Annotated in this window: 16 protein-coding genes; 5 read left to right on the forward strand and 11 right to left on the reverse strand. The window is 44.1% G+C overall.

What is annotated here, in order from left to right:
- Window positions 1–24: 24 nt before the first annotated feature.
- Window positions 25–450 (reverse strand): MarR family winged helix-turn-helix transcriptional regulator, encoded by a 426-nt coding sequence (locus MSG35_RS11265; RefSeq protein WP_017060573.1) that lies wholly within the window; start codon window positions 448–450, stop codon window positions 25–27.
- Between the two features lie 97 nt (window positions 451–547).
- Between MSG35_RS11265 and MSG35_RS11270 the strand changes: the two genes are divergently transcribed.
- The 4 genes from MSG35_RS11270 (at window position 548) to MSG35_RS11285 (ending at window position 3898) form a co-directional block, all read left to right on the forward strand.
- Window positions 548–1039 (forward strand): DUF2798 domain-containing protein, encoded by a 492-nt coding sequence (locus MSG35_RS11270; RefSeq protein ID WP_248383941.1) that lies wholly within the window; start codon window positions 548–550, stop codon window positions 1037–1039.
- A gap of 33 nt (window positions 1040–1072) precedes the next feature.
- Window positions 1073–1378 (forward strand): DUF3861 domain-containing protein, encoded by a 306-nt coding sequence (locus MSG35_RS11275; RefSeq protein WP_050711803.1) that lies wholly within the window; start codon window positions 1073–1075, stop codon window positions 1376–1378.
- 206 nt (window positions 1379–1584) lie between these two features.
- Window positions 1585–2349 carry a hydratase gene (locus MSG35_RS11280; protein ID WP_248383942.1) on the forward strand — a complete coding sequence of 255 codons (765 nt, stop codon included), beginning with the start codon at window positions 1585–1587 and terminating at the stop codon, window positions 2347–2349.
- Window positions 2350–2539: 190 nt separating this feature from the next.
- Entirely contained in the window at window positions 2540–3898 is a 1359-nt protein-coding gene (locus MSG35_RS11285; RefSeq protein WP_050621767.1) for a Na+/H+ antiporter NhaC family protein, read from the forward strand.
- A gap of 168 nt (window positions 3899–4066) precedes the next feature.
- Here the strand turns inward: MSG35_RS11285 and MSG35_RS11290 are convergent, their stop codons facing one another.
- The 3 genes from MSG35_RS11290 to MSG35_RS11300 form a co-directional block, all read right to left on the reverse strand.
- Window positions 4067–5227 carry a multidrug effflux MFS transporter gene (locus tag MSG35_RS11290; RefSeq protein WP_248384362.1) on the reverse strand — a complete coding sequence of 387 codons (1161 nt, stop codon included), beginning with the start codon at window positions 5225–5227 and terminating at the stop codon, window positions 4067–4069.
- A 310-nt stretch (window positions 5228–5537) separates the two neighbouring features.
- On the reverse strand, window positions 5538–5918 hold the full coding sequence (locus MSG35_RS11295; RefSeq protein WP_248383943.1) for a hypothetical protein: 381 nt from the start codon (window positions 5916–5918) through the stop codon (window positions 5538–5540).
- Between the two features lie 155 nt (window positions 5919–6073).
- Window positions 6074–7786, reverse strand: coding sequence for an RluA family pseudouridine synthase (locus tag MSG35_RS11300; RefSeq protein ID WP_248383944.1), 1713 nt, complete (start codon window positions 7784–7786; stop codon window positions 6074–6076).
- A gap of 291 nt (window positions 7787–8077) precedes the next feature.
- Here MSG35_RS11300 and MSG35_RS11305 point away from each other — a divergent pair, with 291 nt between their 5' ends.
- Window positions 8078–8530: an NUDIX domain-containing protein gene (locus MSG35_RS11305; RefSeq protein ID WP_016769103.1), complete on the forward strand. Its 453-nt coding sequence runs from the start codon at window positions 8078–8080 to the stop codon at window positions 8528–8530.
- A 17-nt stretch (window positions 8531–8547) separates the two neighbouring features.
- On the opposite strand, the gene MSG35_RS11310 is transcribed toward MSG35_RS11305, so the two are convergent.
- The 7 genes from MSG35_RS11310 to MSG35_RS11340 all read right to left on the reverse strand — a co-directional run bounded on the left by MSG35_RS11310 (window position 8548) and on the right by MSG35_RS11340 (window position 14930).
- Window positions 8548–8985, reverse strand: a complete 438-nt coding sequence (locus MSG35_RS11310) for a bifunctional diaminohydroxyphosphoribosylaminopyrimidine deaminase/5-amino-6-(5-phosphoribosylamino)uracil reductase RibD (protein ID WP_248383945.1) — start codon at window positions 8983–8985, stop codon at window positions 8548–8550.
- Window positions 8986–9109: 124 nt separating this feature from the next.
- On the reverse strand, window positions 9110–9664 hold the full coding sequence (locus tag MSG35_RS11315) for a nucleotidyltransferase family protein (RefSeq protein WP_248383946.1): 555 nt from the start codon (window positions 9662–9664) through the stop codon (window positions 9110–9112).
- Window positions 9664–9951: an antibiotic biosynthesis monooxygenase gene (locus MSG35_RS11320; RefSeq protein WP_248383947.1), complete on the reverse strand. Its 288-nt coding sequence runs from the start codon at window positions 9949–9951 to the stop codon at window positions 9664–9666. Before MSG35_RS11320 ends, MSG35_RS11315 begins: the two co-directional genes overlap by 1 nt.
- 930 nt (window positions 9952–10881) lie before the next feature.
- On the reverse strand, window positions 10882–11739 hold the full coding sequence (locus tag MSG35_RS11325) for a hypothetical protein (protein WP_248383948.1): 858 nt from the start codon (window positions 11737–11739) through the stop codon (window positions 10882–10884).
- Window positions 11739–12593 carry an ABC transporter ATP-binding protein gene (locus MSG35_RS11330; RefSeq protein WP_248383949.1) on the reverse strand — a complete coding sequence of 285 codons (855 nt, stop codon included), beginning with the start codon at window positions 12591–12593 and terminating at the stop codon, window positions 11739–11741. Before MSG35_RS11330 ends, MSG35_RS11325 begins: the two co-directional genes overlap by 1 nt.
- The gene (locus MSG35_RS11335; RefSeq protein WP_102331995.1) at window positions 12590–12961 is read right to left on the reverse strand and encodes a GntR family transcriptional regulator; all 372 of its coding nucleotides are present in this window, start codon (window positions 12959–12961) and stop codon (window positions 12590–12592) included. The genes MSG35_RS11330 and MSG35_RS11335 overlap by 4 nt, the downstream gene beginning before the upstream one ends.
- 223 nt (window positions 12962–13184) lie before the next feature.
- Window positions 13185–14930 carry an EAL domain-containing protein gene (locus MSG35_RS11340; protein WP_248383950.1) on the reverse strand — a complete coding sequence of 582 codons (1746 nt, stop codon included), beginning with the start codon at window positions 14928–14930 and terminating at the stop codon, window positions 13185–13187.
- Window positions 14931–15119: the final 189 nt, after the last annotated feature.

Below are 15119 nucleotides of genomic sequence, written 5' to 3' on the forward strand. Positions count from 1 at the left end.
GCGTTTTTTCGTTTATTTTTAAGATCAGCTTTCTAAGTTCTGCGCCATTTTCTTCGCAATTTTTCTGAATTGTTCTAACTCATCTTCGGCCATGCCTTTGGTCATTCTCTTCAGCATGTCTCGATCGATATCCGAGACCTTACTCATGATCTCTTGACCCTTATCAGTCAGAACCAATAACTGGCTGCGCTTGTCTTCCGGGTTCGGAGACTTTTTCACAAGTTCCTGATTGATCAAGGCATTAATAAGCCGAGTGACCTGTGCTTTATCACGATCTAGGAAGTGTGCGATATCGATAGCGGTACATGGAGACTTCTTAGTAATGATCTTCATGACACGAATGTTCATAGGTGCGATCTCTGAGTCTAAGCTCTCAATCTGTTCGCTCATTTGACGTTTCAAAGAGTGCACTAGACGAAAGATTGATTCTAGCGATGTGTTATCAGACATAAACGATCCTTAGAAATATAGTTGACATTATCAACCACTGTATTTATAGTTGACATTATCAACTTAATTGTTCGTAAATTCAAGACAGGAAATAGATATGACGATTCAAGCAACTCTAACGCCAACTCTTCCTGAGCAAAAAGGCACACCGGTTTTATACAAAATTTTGGTCATGATGAGCTTAATGCTGACGATTGGCGGCAGTTTAACGGCTGTGATGACCTACATGAATGTCGGATTCGGCGAGGCATTTATTGGCAACTGGCTTTCTTCGTTAGCCCTTGTTGTCGTGATCATGATGCCAATGGGCGCGGTGATGATGACTTTAGTAACCAAAGCCGTTGCTAGAGTGTTCACAACTTATGGCGAGAAAGTTCGCAACCTGATCGTGGGACTGATCATGGCATTCATAATGGAGTCCATGATGGCATTTGTAACAGCGGCAAATAATATTGGATTTTCGGATACATCGGCGTTTACCGGTGGATGGTTTAATGGATTTATTGCCGCGCTTCCTGTTGGCCTTACGATCATGGTCGTAATGTCGATGACGGTTAAACCTAAGCTAGAACGATTCATGAAGAGCTAGCCAAAACATTTCACAGCATTGTAGGAGATCCACATGAAAGCATTTACAGGCAAACACAATAACTACCGCATTACTATTGAAGAAGTGAGCGTTAAAGAAGACCGCGAACTTCAAACCATGCAGTTTGAAATTGAAGACAGAGAAAACATGTTCGCGATTGTTGAGAAGATCAAACAAGACAGCGGCTTAGATGAGCAATCAGCAACGCGACTAGGCGTGAGTATCCGCTTACTCGGTCCATTGATGATGCAAGATAGAAAGCATCCTCTGTTTGTGAATTTTATGCCTCACTTCAGAGACTTCATGCAAAACCTCAAGAAGACCTTGAAAGGGCAGTAAAGCCTAACTATCAGTAATACATCTAAAAGTCAGTAATCAACTTACTGGCTTTTCTTAAATTTAAATCAAAATAATTTCAGTTGTTTGCGTCTAGAATATGCGAAAATTGATGGCTGAATTTTCGGTGTAGCACCGTTGTTGAATTGTCTATTCAAGCTTTAAGAAATCCGATATTATACTGGTCATAAAACTAAAGGTGGTATTATATGACAAGTATATTTAAAAAAGCAGCTGAAGAACTGTTGAGTCGTCGCGTTGCTGGCACCAAAGCCCCAAGATTAGACGAACAGTACCGTCCGAATAACTTGGAAGATGCGCTAAAGATCCAATCTTCAATGATCGATTTGAAAAGCGATAAAGTCGGCGGTTGGAAGTGCTTACTTCCTCTGGCTGAAGACAAGTTTGTTGTTGCGCCAATCTTCTCGGGCAGCGTTCAACAAGGCGAAGTTTGTGAACTGTTTGCTGACAACGACGTAGTACGCGTTGAGCCTGAAATCGCATTTACGCTTGCTAAGAGCCTGCCTGCAAGCCAAGAAGGCTACAGCGAAGAGCAAATCAACGAAGCGATTGGTTCTTGCCACATGGCACTTGAGTTAATGCAGTCTCGTTTTGCGGATGACAGCGGCGCTGAGTTCTATGAAAAACTGGCCGATGGCCTAGTAAACCAAGGTCTATTCATTGGCCCTGAGATTGATCGCGAAAAAGCGTTCACTTCTGCAGAGATCAGTATTGAAGTGACTCAAGGCGAGCAAGTTCAAGCATTCGACGGTAAGCACCCGAATACACTGCCACCAAGCCCAATTTACTGGTTGATTAACTACATGACGCGTCGTGGTGTTGATTTCCAAGCGGGTGAAGCAATTATCACGGGCTCTTACTGCGGTATCGTGGAAATGGAATTCGATAAACCAACGACCTTCCATTATGAAGGTATTGGCGAATACCAAGTAACGTTCAAGCAGAAACGCTAACTCCTAGCGGCGCACTATCTGTTATCGAAAGGCTGTTTACTGATGAGTAAATAGCCTTTTTTTATTACGTGATGCTCAATAGGGTTCTTATTACTTTGCATTAAATTAGGCGTTTAGACGTCTAGACGTTGACAAGTTCTAAGTGTGACATTAGTCTGCTCTCCTTCCTGTTTTATTGTGTTGTCGTTCCATGTCCAATTCGAAAAATTCTAATGCGGTAATTGCCCCTTCGGCAGTGGCGCTTATCCCTCTGATCGTTTTCCTTGCGCTGTTTATTGGCGTGGGTACATACCTGTCGCTACAAGGCGTCGATTTTGCTTTCTATCAGCTTCCAGCTCCGATTGCGGCTCTTCCTGCCGTGATGTTAGCGCTGCTATTGAGCAAAGATAAATTGAACCGTGCGATCGAGCAGTTCTTGGGTGGTGTGGGTCACAAAGACATTATTGCAATGTGTATGATCTACCTATTGGCGGGTGCTTTTGCTGCTGTGGCTAAAGCTTCTGGTGGCGTGGACGCGACGGTAAACCTTGGTCTATCTGCTATCCCAACGAGCATGATCCTACCGGGCATCTTCCTTATTTCGGCGTTCATTGCGACGGCAATGGGTACTTCTATGGGTACTATCGCTGCGGTTGCCCCTGTTGCGCTAGGCATTGCTGACTCAGCTGGCATGAGCATTCCTCTGACTGCTGGTGTGGTGTTAAGTGGTGCTATGTTTGGTGACAACCTTTCTATCATCTCTGATACCACGATTGCCGCGACACGTTCGCAAGGCTGTGAGATGAGAGACAAGTTTAAAGAGAACATCCGCATTGCACTTCCTGCTGCACTTATCGCGATTGTTATCTTTGCTTTCAACAGCACGGCAACTCAGGTGCCTGAAACAGGCCCAATCGAGTGGCTGAAAGTACTACCGTACATCACTATCCTAATCCTTGCGGTATCGGGCATGAATGTGTTCGTTGTGTTGACGATTGGTATCTTGCTAGCGGGTGGAGTGAGCCTAGGTTCTGTTGAGAACTACGGTATGACGGATTACGCTCAAGACATCTACGCAGGCTTTGGCAACATGCAAGAGATCTTCTTACTGTCGATGCTGATTGGTGGTTTGAGTGAGCTGATGCGTCGCCAAGGTGGATTAGCGTTTCTGACTAACTTAGTGAGCGGTTTGATTCGTGCATTTGGTTCTTCTCACTCTAAGCAAGCGAATGGCCGCGCAAGTGAGCTAGGCATTGCAGGCTTAGTATCAATGGTGAACCTATGTACGGCAAACAACACGGTAGCAATCATTGTTTCTGGTAGTGTGGCTCGCCAATTAGCTGAAGAGAACGATGTATCTCCACGTCGCTCTGCAAGCTTGTTGGATATCTTTTCGTGTGTGATTCAAGGCGTATTGCCTTACGGTGCTCAGGTATTGCTATTGGGCTCTGTGTTTAACCTATCGCCGCTAGAGATCGTGTCTAACTCTTACTACTGTTTCGCGCTTGCAATCGTGGCTGTAGTCGCTGTGTTTATTAAACACCCAGCGCGTAAAGTGGCTAACGCTTAGTTAGAATAGATTTTAATGAGAAGGCGCCGTAATCGGCGCCTTTTTTGTGTCTGTTATTACTATGCGGTCTACAAAGGGTCACTGAGGAACTTACCCGGAGTGACCCGAGGTCTAAGTCTTTATGCAGATAGAGGTTTCTCATCACAACATAGCCATATTTGAACAACCCTAATTCAGCTTCGTCGTCACAAACTCTTTGTTTCTAACCATCATCCACATTAGGCCGCCAAGCGTACCGATGGATAATTGGATAAAGCCTAGGTTTTCAATCAGTGACTCAGGGCGTATTGAAACTAATACCATGCCAAGCGAACCACAAATCATGCTGAAAAACTGAATCAGTGCGACGGCAGAGCCTGTGTCATGATCTTGTTGATTCAACATTAAGTTGGTGCCCGGTACTCGCATGATGATCGCCATCAGTGTCGCTGGTGCAGCGATGAACATAAAGAACCAAGGGGACAGGTCACCAATGGTTAGGGTGAAGATGCCCGCAAGCGCTAATAAAGCAAAGCACCCTGAGATGACCTTTTGAACCGGCATTCGGTAGGACAACTTCATGTAAATTGTTGGACCAAATGAAGCGCACAATGCGTTGAATGCGAACGCATAACTAAACTGTTGTTCGGTCAATCCAAAGTGATCGATGTAGATATAAGAACCCGCCGCAAGAAAGCCCATTAACGCCATTGGTATGATAGAGAAAATGAGCAGTAACTTTAGGAACGAGCTGTTTTTCATGACCACGCCCATTCTTCCCCATGAGCGGAACATGGAACCTTGGTATTTGGTTTCGAGCGTTTCTCGATAGCAGCAAGCTAATACTGACGCAAATGCACCAAAAATGGCGAGGGTGACGAACATCATTCGCCAAGACGCAATTTTCAGTAGAAAGGCACCAAATACAGGCGCAACCATTGGCGCGATGATCACCAGTGACATGATAGTCGCCATGATCTTTTCACGTTCTCGGCCATCATAAAGATCTTTGACAATGGCGGTAGCGATAACGGTGATAGCACTGCCAGCGAAGGCTTGGAATACACGAGCGCCAATTAACTGTTCGATGCTATTGGTCATCGCGCACAATATGCTCGCGACCATATAACCCGCTAATCCAATTAATAGGATCGGTTTACGACCAAATTTTTCGCTGAGCGGCCCCCAGAACAAAAGACCGATGGCGTAAGTAACGAAGTAGCTGCTCAGGGTTAGGTTGACCATGGATCGGTCAGTATTAAACACCTCGACCATCTGCGGAAGCGCAGGTAGGTAAAGGTCGATGGTCAATGGAGGGAAAGCACTTATTATGACGAGAAAAAATAGCATACCGGTCTTTCCCAGTACTGGTTGTGGTCTCTTCAAGGTGGCTCTCCGTTGTCCAAAATAGGTTTTTAAATGGTGTGATATTGCTATACAGAAGGTAAAGGCACGTCAGACAAGAAGGATAGAGTCGTTCAAGAATATGGTGAAAGTATCGATGAACTTATCTCTATGAGTTCGAACCTATCAAGTCGGTCTGCGTACTGAATTGTATTACAAAACATTATTGCTTTTATAGCTAACGAGTTCAATCAGTTAGTAGCAGTGTAGCTTGTAATCGCCAGCGACACATTGTAATGATTATCGAGTTGGCTTGTTATCTTTTCTTTGGGCGTTTTTCGACTAAACCGTTACGCTCTAAACCACGTCGAACGCTGCTGCAAAGCTTACCAAAGCGGCGCAGTTCTTCGAAGTTAGGGCCTTGGCCAATGGAAATACTGTGCTCCCAATACATTAACTCGCTGTCGACCATCTCAAGTAGTTTCTTAGAGCAACCCGAGCAATTTCCTTTTGGACCACAGATAAACGTCTCTGACTCGTAAAGTGGGAGCTCGTTTTTAACTTCTTCAATTAAGTTGAGCATTGCCGAGTTTAAGTCTGGCTTTTTGGATGTAAGTGGCTTCAGGCTTGGTGCTTGCGTCACAATTAATGGGGAAGTCAGTTTGTTAGGTTGTAAATTCAAAGCAGCTGATGACATATCAAAGGCCTCAAGGAGAGAAGAAGGAGGGCATGCTACTCTTCACAACAAAGTGAATCTTGATGTAGTGCAATAAGCGTGGATATATACCCAAAAGAGGTAGGAGCCACAAGCGGTTGTGACTCCTTATCAAAGCTCGGTACTACTGAGAGATTTTAGAATTCAGCGTCGAACTGGAATTCCATCCACTCTTTGGTCACAGGGTGGTGCAGCGCAAGTCTTTCCGCGTGTAAGTGCAATCGGTCGGCTTTATTGCCATATAGGCCATCACCGACGATAGGCATGTTAAGGCCTTCTTCGTGTGAACAGTGAACACGCAACTGGTGTGTACGCCCTGTTTTAGGATGCAGGTAAACCTTGGTGGTTTGCTCGTTTCGCTCAATCACTTCCCATTTGGTTTCTGCAGGTTTGCCGTGTTCGAAGCAGACAATCTGACGAGGACGGTCATACAAATCACCACGCAATGGCAGTCGGACATAGCCTTCATCTTCTGTTAGAACGCCTTCAATCATTGCCACGTAACGCTTTTCGACTTCACGAGTAATGAACTGCTTCTGCAAGCTCTTGTTCGCACGTCGAGTGAGAGCGAAGATGAGAATGCCAGAGGTCGCCATGTCTAAGCGGTGAATAACAAATGGGCCTTCAACGTCGGGATGCATTTCTTGAACGCGTGTGTAGGCGGAATCTTTAATGGTCTTACCCGGCACGGATAGAAAACCTGCTGGCTTGTGTACTACCACGATGTGCTCATCTTGGAACAGAATATCCAGTTCTTTGCCTTCAGCAGGGTTCTCTAGCAATGGGTTTGGATCGACTTCTAGGCCTTTCATCATATGACCTAAAATCGGCACACATTTACTCTGACAAGAAGCGTAATATTTCTTGTGCTTGCGGATTTCCGATTTTGGAGAGCGACCCCACCAAAACTCAGCCAATGCCAACGGAGTGTAGCCATTTAAATACGCGTATTGCAGCAATTTTGGCGCAGCGCATTCGCCAGAGCCTGCTGGTGGTATCTTGTTTGGCGTGTTTTCAAAGATCTGGTTAAGGTCTTCAACGTTTCCTTCTGCATTTTGGAAAGCGTATTGTGAAAACAACTTGTGTTGAAGCTGATGAGAGATGTGCGCTCTTTGCTCTTTTAGCTCAGCCAGTTGAGTGGTGAACACATCAACTTTAGCCTGCAACACTTGCAGAGTCTGTTCCCAGTTAAGTTTTAGGTACTTTTGCTGGTTCTTGTCGGCAACACTGGCTTTGTTTAGCTCGTTATTTAGCTGTTCGAAAGCTTGCTCATCAAGGTTTTCTTTACCTTGTTCACGTTGTTCTTTACGCGTTTTTCGGCCTTCAATAATCAATAGGCGTTGAGCTTCAATCTCTTGCTCCGCTTGCGCTTTTTGCTGCGCCAGTTGCTCGCACAATTCAAGGTATTCAGTATTTGCTTGCAGCGCTTTAAACTCAGCGTTGACAGCCATCATGTCGGCTGTGTCTTGATGGAAAAAGCTGTCACTGCTCAGCATGTCGAACACGGGCGGTACAAAGTGAGGCAGTAGGTTTTGGTCGGCGATTTTTCCAGAGAAAGCAGAGAAGTAACCCAATTCACCTTCTGGGCTTTTCACCAGTAACACACCAAACATTTTGCCGCGACCAGCGTCAGAATCCAGTCCGAAGTCATGCTGCCAATCGGTTTGAGTTTCTAGATACTGTTGAAGCTGATGAGAGGCGATTTCACACAGAGGGTGCGGTTCGTAGTAGAACGGGAATGTGAAACGCTCAGGCAACGAATATGACTCGATCGGCTGTTGAAAACGAGTGAAGCAATGCTCAGGTGTGTGGCTGTTTTCTGAGTCGTGCGTTGGTTTTGATGAGTGCATAGTCGTATTAATACTTATATCGTGGTGATAAATGGTTGTGAGTCTACTGTGTATGTTTAGAGACTTTAAACACAGTACAAGGCGGCGATTCTACTCTTTATCGAAAAGCGCCTCAAATAAGAAATGGTTCTATTACAGGATAGCTAAGCGAGACGGTTAACACTGAGCCTATGAGTTATGGCTTGAACGCCATTAATTGATGAGTAACTTCTCGTTTTTAATCATAGAAGACAATTTAACAAACGAAGGGTGGTAGCCTTGCCGCCCTCTTATGAAAACTAAGGTAACGTTATGATTCCACTCAATACTTCGATTGTATCTGGTGTCGCTATTTCAGAGATCGACGGACAAATGAAAATGCTACTAATGAAGCGTGTGAAGGGCGAGTTTTGGTGCCATGTCGCAGGCTCGATTGAAGCGGGTGAAACAGGCTGGCAGGCTATCGTGCGCGAGTTTGAAGAAGAGACCCAAATTAAAGTGGAAGCTTTGTATAACGCGCAGTTTCTGGAGCAGTTTTATGAGGCGCACGTGAATGTGATTCAGCTAATCCCTGTCTTTGCGGTGTTATGCCCACCCAACCAAGCGATTGAACTGAATGACGAGCATACTGAGTACCGTTGGTGCAATTTAGAAGAGGCAAAAGCGTTAGCGCCATTCCCTAACCAACATGCCGTCTACGATCATATTTGGTCGTATTTTGTCGATAAGCCTGTCAATCCGCTTTATCGAGTAAAATTGAACTAATACTGGCTGTTTAAGATCTAGGACTTACCAAGGTAAGGGGTTAAAAAGGCGCTCACTTGCGCTTGGCATAACCCCACATCCACCTTTACGCCGTGCGATTCAAGGATCGCAACTCCACGACCATTATTACGAGGGTCTGGGTCTAGCATCGCCACTACCACGTGTTTTACACCTGCTTTAACCAATGTATTGGCGCAAGCGGGTGTTCTGCCGACAAATGAACATGGCTCTAAAGTTACATAAGCGGTAACCCCTTCCATTGCTCCGTCCGTTTTGTCGTTATAAGTATTGAGTGCTTCAACCTCGGCGTGGTTTCCGCCGACCTTCTGTGTATACCCAACAGACACCACCTTCTCGTTTTTCACCAAAACGCAGCCTACTGGCGGGTTTGGTTGGCAATCAGGTAAGGCTTGGCGCGAAGCTTCGAGTGCTTGCAACATGTATTGTTGGTTCATGGTCGTTACTCAGTATGACGAGGGCGCAGCAGTTGGTGAAGTGCGCGTTTGATTTGAGAAGTGGGGCATGTTCGATCTGATTGGACTTTGAGTCAATGGTTTTAGCTTTGAATTCGACGGCCAGTTAACTGTTTCCAACCGTTAACTTAGGCCATTGGGTTAACCAGTTTTTAGATTGAACTCGTTGGTCAAACACGTCTCTGCTGCGATTGGGGTTCGGTGTGAGCTTCAAATCAAATAAGCTCTCTAAACCAAAAGCCGAGATACACTCTATGTCTCCATCGAGGTTTTGTTTTACGGCGAACGCCGTCTCTTTTTCAGGCCAATAACTCATCGCATCTAATGAGCTTTGGTAAGGCTCGTCATTGTTTCTAATGTGCATGTTGGCTTGATTACGAACTTGCCAGTTGAGTTCAGGTAATCTCTCTTGAAGCTGGGTTTCGTATTGAATAACCGATTCGTAAGAGGTATCCATGGGATCAAAGTAGATCACATCAATATCATTGAGTGGGGTCGGGAAGGCATAACCATGCAGGTGATCCCAAACGAGGTTTCTCACAAAGCCCGCAGCAACATAACACTGCGGTAAATCCAACTGAGCGACACAGTTTAAAACCTGCATTCGTAAGGGATCTTGTTTGATCAACGTGACGATGCGCTTGGCTAGCGGATGTATCATTATGATGTCGGAACATCGGTGACTTGATAATGACGAGTCACGTTCTTGGAGATTTCACCCCATTCAGAGGCTTTTACTCGCTGTTGGTGGGCTTCGAATGCTTCTCGGCTAGTGAATTCTTCATACACTTCAAAGCGATTAGGTTGAAGTGTGCTTTGACTGACTCGAAACACAATACAACCAGGTTCTTCCAGTGTCAGTTCTTTGTGCACAGCTAAGGCTTGTGTGACGGCTTCTAGATCGTTGTCTGGCACTAGAATATGCCCTTGCAGAATTACTTTACTCATAATTACGTCCATTTAATTACGTCTATTTAATTTGGTCCATTACGGATTTTTTCTATCAAAAGCTTTATCCGTTACAAACATAATCCCATTTTGATGTTGTGACGTATAGGCTAATGTGGCGATTATTTGCTCACATCGAATGCATCTGTAGTTACACCGTAACTTTAAGGCGATGTAATCAATAAATGACAAGACACTGGAACTAAATCCGCGTTGGTCCGGTCTATTAAATTAGTATCATTGAACTGTATTGATACTGAAATGAATTTGTCATCTGAGAGAACTAACCTTAATTTTGAACAGCGGCTCATAGGATTGAATTGAGCCATAGTTGATATCTAGGTCATACTTTGATGTAAATGGTACTCAAAACTCTATATATTTTGTGATTTGTATCATTGATCTGGGCATCAAACACCGTTAGATTCGAATGGTTGGCAATAAAAATAGCTCATGAAGAGCAGTTAAAGAAAAGGAAATATCCCTTATGAAAAAAATGAGAAGAGCACAGCTTCATCGCGTTCGTATCCAATACTGGAAAGACACGTCAAAAGAAGCATCAAAGAAATAAGCTTTAAATCGTAAAGCTTTAAAAGCTGAAAAGCTTAATCAAATGTAAAACGCAACAAACCGATTTCATTAGCACTCTCAAGGACCTTCATCTGGTCGGCGACTAACGAAATCATCCTCAAAGAGCTGGCAGGCATTAACAACAATGCAATTCAATGTCAGCTCATTAATACCTCCTCTAAGTTTAGCTTCGTTTGTTAAATCTGTTCTCCAAATTAAAACTTGTTTGTTCCTTGTTCTCGCATCCCTGTATTCGCTAACGTCCTGATAATAAAAAAGCTCCCGATTTCTCAGAAGCTTTGATTTAGATTTTGGTACCTGATGTGACTGCCCGACAAAGGCTCTTGCTTAGGATAGACTCTAGCGTTGGAACAGCGTCTTTAAGCTCACATCGTCCGTTCTATTTAGCTTTAGGCTCAGCAGATAACCGCCAACGCCAATCAGTACGTAAATACTTAACGATAAAACTGGCGCTTCAGCAATCGCGCTGAATGGGTTGTTTGCTGTCAGCACCTTCATTGGCAGTGATGCGATGAGAGATAGGAAGTCGTTGATGCCATAGAACCCAAATACAGCGACAGAGAGGAACTTAATCGCATAGCTTGAGATAAAAATGACAAGCAATGGAGAGTTCACCAACTGCGATATCGCTAGGGTCACGGTTGCCAGTGGCAATAAAACCAGTGCAACTAACATCATTCGTCCAAAGAACACCACCCAGTTGCTCAGCACATACAGTAGGGATTGCTGCTCAACCAGTAGAGCCAACTGTTGTTCGCTAGACACGTTCAATATCCAGAATTGGAAATCGGCGAACAGCACGAGCAACGCACAGATTGCGGGAATAACCACTAAACCGAAGCTGAGTTTCACACCGTGAGTCATTGCGTTAGATACCGGCATACTTCTCCAAAACATCGAACTGCCTTCTTGGCGCTCTTTACGCAGCGTTTTAGGGATGTAAAGCGTCGACAGGATCAGTGAAATAAGGCCCGCGCCAAAGTAGATCACTGAATTGAGGTCTTGTGCGAACTCTCTGTGGATGTCGCTCACGTCGCCGTTCACTTGCATTTCGAAGAAAAACTCATGCTGCGCTGCGCCATTGAAGAACAGACTAACGAACAGTAAGAAACCACATAACGCGACAAACAGAGGCAATCGAGTGTTAATTTTGTGCTCGATGAGTTCTTTTTCTAGCATGTAAAAACCTGGATGCATTATGCCTTCTCCGTCTGTGTTGCAAGGAATAGATCTGCGAGACCAACGTTATAGATGTTACCCAGTGATTCAACCTGCGCTTTGTACTGACCTTCCAACAACCACTTGGTGGTACCTAGGCCGGATTGTGAGGTCAGTGGGTTGAGTTTCTGTATCTCGCTTGAATGGTTATTTGCGACTTCGATAATGAAATAGTCGTTTTCGATGTCTTCCATGCTCTTTTGCAGCACACAATGGCCTTGCTTCAAAATCAGCACATCCGTTAATAAGTGTTCAATCTCTGAAACCTCATGGCTTGCAATGATCATGGCGCGTTCGCCGTCGTGGAACCACTCAAGTAGATGGCGATAAAAAGTATCGCGGTACAGTAAATCTAGGCCAAGTGTAGGCTCATCTAAGATCAACACTTGGGTGTCAGTCGCGATGATGATCGCAAGGTGAAGTTGTACCTTCATACCCTTAGAAAGCTGCTTGATAGTCGAAGTCAGCTTAATGTTGGTGCTGCTTAGCGTCTGCTCTGCTTTTTGTTTATTGAAGCTAGGGTGTACACCTTGGGTATATCGGAGCAGTTGCTTAACGGTCATCCACTCGGGTAACACGTTAACATCTGAGATGTACGATAAGTGCAGCATGAGTTCTGCATGCTGGTGGATAGGGTGGTAGCCATTAACCTCTATCTCACCTTGATAGCTGTGTCCGCCAAGCAGTGATTTGATCAGAGTCGATTTACCTGCGCCATTGTGGCCTAGCAGTCCAAGCACTTGCCCCGGTTTTAACTCAAAGCTGATGTTTTCGACACCCACTTGATTTGAATAGGTTTTGGTTACGTTTTTCACGGAAAGTAACGTACTCATGACTTGTCCTTTATATGTTGTGCTAGCTGTTTCACGAGTTCTTCGACACTCATATCAATGATGCCTAGCGTCTCAGCGATGGCTGGGATCTGTGTGTTGATGAATGATTGGTGTGCAGACTCTTTCAATTTTTGAAGTGCCCCTTCGGCCACATACATGCCTTGGCCGCGTTTTTTCTCTACCAAGCCTTCATCCACCAGTAACTGGTAGCTTTTCATGACAGTAAGGTGATTGATCTTGAGATCGGCGGCAACCGCACGTACAGAGGGCAATGCTTGTAGCTCTAGCCAAACACCTTGAAGAATTTGGTCACTGATCTTGGCGGCAAGCTGCCTAAAGATCGGCTGGTCGTCTTTCCATTCGGTCATAATTAAAACTGCATGGTGATATACATATGTATAACACTAACCTATTTATTCGAATTGGCAAGGATTTTATGAAAATGCATCGGGTATTTTTATGTTTAGATAAAGCATGTTTGGTGGGGAGGGCACTTGAAGCCTACATCCTTGTGGGCTCTCAAGCAGTTGTATAAGAGACGATTATTTGAATAGGGAATGGTTGCTGATCAAAATTCCTATTAGGCTGGGCCTATTGCTCCTTTGAGTCATTCGGCCTGCTATACAGATAACCTTGATGTAAGTTGTAGCCCAACTGACACAAGATGTATTGCTGCCTGCGCGTCTCGACACCTTCATAAATCATCGTGATATTTGATAAGCGTCCAATCTCAGAGATATTAAGCAATACACCCTGATGATGCTCTCCTGACTCGATATCCTTAACAAAACAGCGATCCAGTTTTAGATAGGCCGGAGAGATAACATTGATGATTTCGATGTTGTTATTGCCTGTACCAAAGTCATCCAGAGCGATAGTGATACCAAGCTTTTTGATATCCTTAATGTTATCGATAACCTCACATCCATAGCCAATGTTCGAATATTCAGTAATCTCGACGACAAATTCATTCGCTTCCATCGCGGCCAAATGCTCTCTGAGCCTTGCGAAGTTCGACCCCACCAAAGCGCTCGGACACACGTTGACACCATAGATCTCATGGCTGTTGTGTAATTTGGCTTTTCTGACCGTCTCGATGAGCAAGATTGTATGAAAGGTGAGTAAATTGGTGCGTCTCATGGTGTTGATGAAGCTTAAAACGCCAACGTTACGCACACGAGATAACAACTCGTAATAGAGAACGCTGCTGTCTTCGGTGTTGATGATCGGTTCTTCTTCAAAGGAGATGTGTTTCCAACGAAACAGGTAGATCACAAAGCCCAGAATATAGGATCGATAAAGCAGGGTGGCGAGTATAAGAGAAAGCGCAATCCATAGTGCAACAATGTCGTCACTGTAGAAGGTGATGGTTGCACCGGTTGGTAGGGATGTTTGATAGATAGATTTACTCTCTTCGCCAAGGTTTAAGATGTAGTAACCATTCTTCTGGATGGAAATAGAATCGACTAACAGAGGCAATAGTGAGTTGTTGTATCGAGCTTCGATAGAGCGCTTAGATATTCGAGCAACCATCTCAATGTCGTGTTCGGTATCTATGAAGCGTGAATAGGCAAAGTCAGCACTATCGTAGAAGTCGTCTACTTGATTGAGCTCTATCATCTTAGAACGTGTTTTCGAGATATAGCAGGAGCCATAAGGTGTGGTCATGATGACAGAATCAAGGTTGAGCGAGTGCCTTAGCGAGTGCACAGCCCCGTGGCTATCGCAACCGTAGTCCATGACTTCCGCTGCAATGTGTTTGGTGTTCTCACTGTATTCATTCGCAATCTTCGTCGTATAAAGGATTTGGAAAAAGTAGACAACGAATAGGAAAAAGGAAGAGATGGTGAACACGGCTATCAGAGCCTTGATCAGCTCTCGATGATAGGTGTTGAACATCAGTTTCAACATCTCGAACTGGCTGGGCTTGAACTGGTTGATGTCATACTTAGGTGCGATACGGTTGGTTGAGCTTTTATCGAGATCGATAAAGTAACCTACCTTATAAAGGTTAGAGATAAGTTCGCTATTATTATCTACCTTCGCTTTTTTACATAAGCTTCGATATTTCTTTCTTATAGAAGCAATAATATTTTTTAACGCGTATAAGCTAAACTCTTCGTCAAAGTGTAATTTAAAAGATTCTTCAACATCTCGTGCAGATTGAGGGTTTGATATTGACGAGTGTTCAATAAGGTATTTGAAAACAAAACTCTCTTTACTATTAAGAGTTTCTTCTGATATCTTATTACTGTCTCTTTTTATGTATATTTTTTCTTCATTGTAGATCAGTTGCAAGCTCTCATTATTGTTATTTATATTGAAAGAACAGTGCATAGCTCAACTCCTAAGCGATAGTTATTATATTTGTGTGATGGATATGTGATGGCTGGGATTGTCATTCAACACAAGAGTTCGATCTAAATAATATAACCAAAATGTCACCATTTTCTCTTAAGATGTTGATACTAATCGCAGAATTTGGGCTTTAATGAAAGGTTATGGAGATGTTCACCCAAAAGTTGA

This window comes from Vibrio sp. 1CM23M, from assembly GCF_023161755.1.
Taxonomy (GTDB): Bacteria; Pseudomonadota; Gammaproteobacteria; order Enterobacterales; family Vibrionaceae; genus Vibrio; species Vibrio coralliirubri.

Excerpts from the sequence above, each read along its gene's own strand:
- MSG35_RS11265 (WP_017060573.1), bottom strand. The coding sequence starts at position 450 with ATGTCTGATAACACATCGCTAGAATCAATCTTTCGTCTAGTGCACTCT.
- MSG35_RS11270 (WP_248383941.1), top strand. The coding sequence starts at position 548 with ATGACGATTCAAGCAACTCTAACGCCAACTCTTCCTGAGCAAAAAGGC.
- MSG35_RS11275 (WP_050711803.1), top strand. The coding sequence starts at position 1,073 with ATGAAAGCATTTACAGGCAAACACAATAACTACCGCATTACTATTGAA.
- MSG35_RS11280 (WP_248383942.1), top strand. The coding sequence starts at position 1,585 with ATGACAAGTATATTTAAAAAAGCAGCTGAAGAACTGTTGAGTCGTCGC.
- MSG35_RS11285 (WP_050621767.1), top strand. The coding sequence starts at position 2,540 with ATGTCCAATTCGAAAAATTCTAATGCGGTAATTGCCCCTTCGGCAGTG.
- MSG35_RS11290 (WP_248384362.1), bottom strand. The coding sequence starts at position 5,227 with ATGCTATTTTTTCTCGTCATAATAAGTGCTTTCCCTCCATTGACCATC.
- MSG35_RS11295 (WP_248383943.1), bottom strand. The coding sequence starts at position 5,918 with ATGTCATCAGCTGCTTTGAATTTACAACCTAACAAACTGACTTCCCCA.
- MSG35_RS11300 (WP_248383944.1), bottom strand. The coding sequence starts at position 7,786 with ATGCACTCATCAAAACCAACGCACGACTCAGAAAACAGCCACACACCT.
- MSG35_RS11305 (WP_016769103.1), top strand. The coding sequence starts at position 8,078 with ATGATTCCACTCAATACTTCGATTGTATCTGGTGTCGCTATTTCAGAG.
- MSG35_RS11310 (WP_248383945.1), bottom strand. The coding sequence starts at position 8,985 with ATGAACCAACAATACATGTTGCAAGCACTCGAAGCTTCGCGCCAAGCC.
- MSG35_RS11315 (WP_248383946.1), bottom strand. The coding sequence starts at position 9,664 with ATGATACATCCGCTAGCCAAGCGCATCGTCACGTTGATCAAACAAGAT.
- MSG35_RS11320 (WP_248383947.1), bottom strand. The coding sequence starts at position 9,951 with ATGAGTAAAGTAATTCTGCAAGGGCATATTCTAGTGCCAGACAACGAT.
- MSG35_RS11325 (WP_248383948.1), bottom strand. The coding sequence starts at position 11,739 with ATGCATCCAGGTTTTTACATGCTAGAAAAAGAACTCATCGAGCACAAA.
- MSG35_RS11330 (WP_248383949.1), bottom strand. The coding sequence starts at position 12,593 with ATGAGTACGTTACTTTCCGTGAAAAACGTAACCAAAACCTATTCAAAT.
- MSG35_RS11335 (WP_102331995.1), bottom strand. The coding sequence starts at position 12,961 with ATGACCGAATGGAAAGACGACCAGCCGATCTTTAGGCAGCTTGCCGCC.
- MSG35_RS11340 (WP_248383950.1), bottom strand. The coding sequence starts at position 14,930 with ATGCACTGTTCTTTCAATATAAATAACAATAATGAGAGCTTGCAACTG.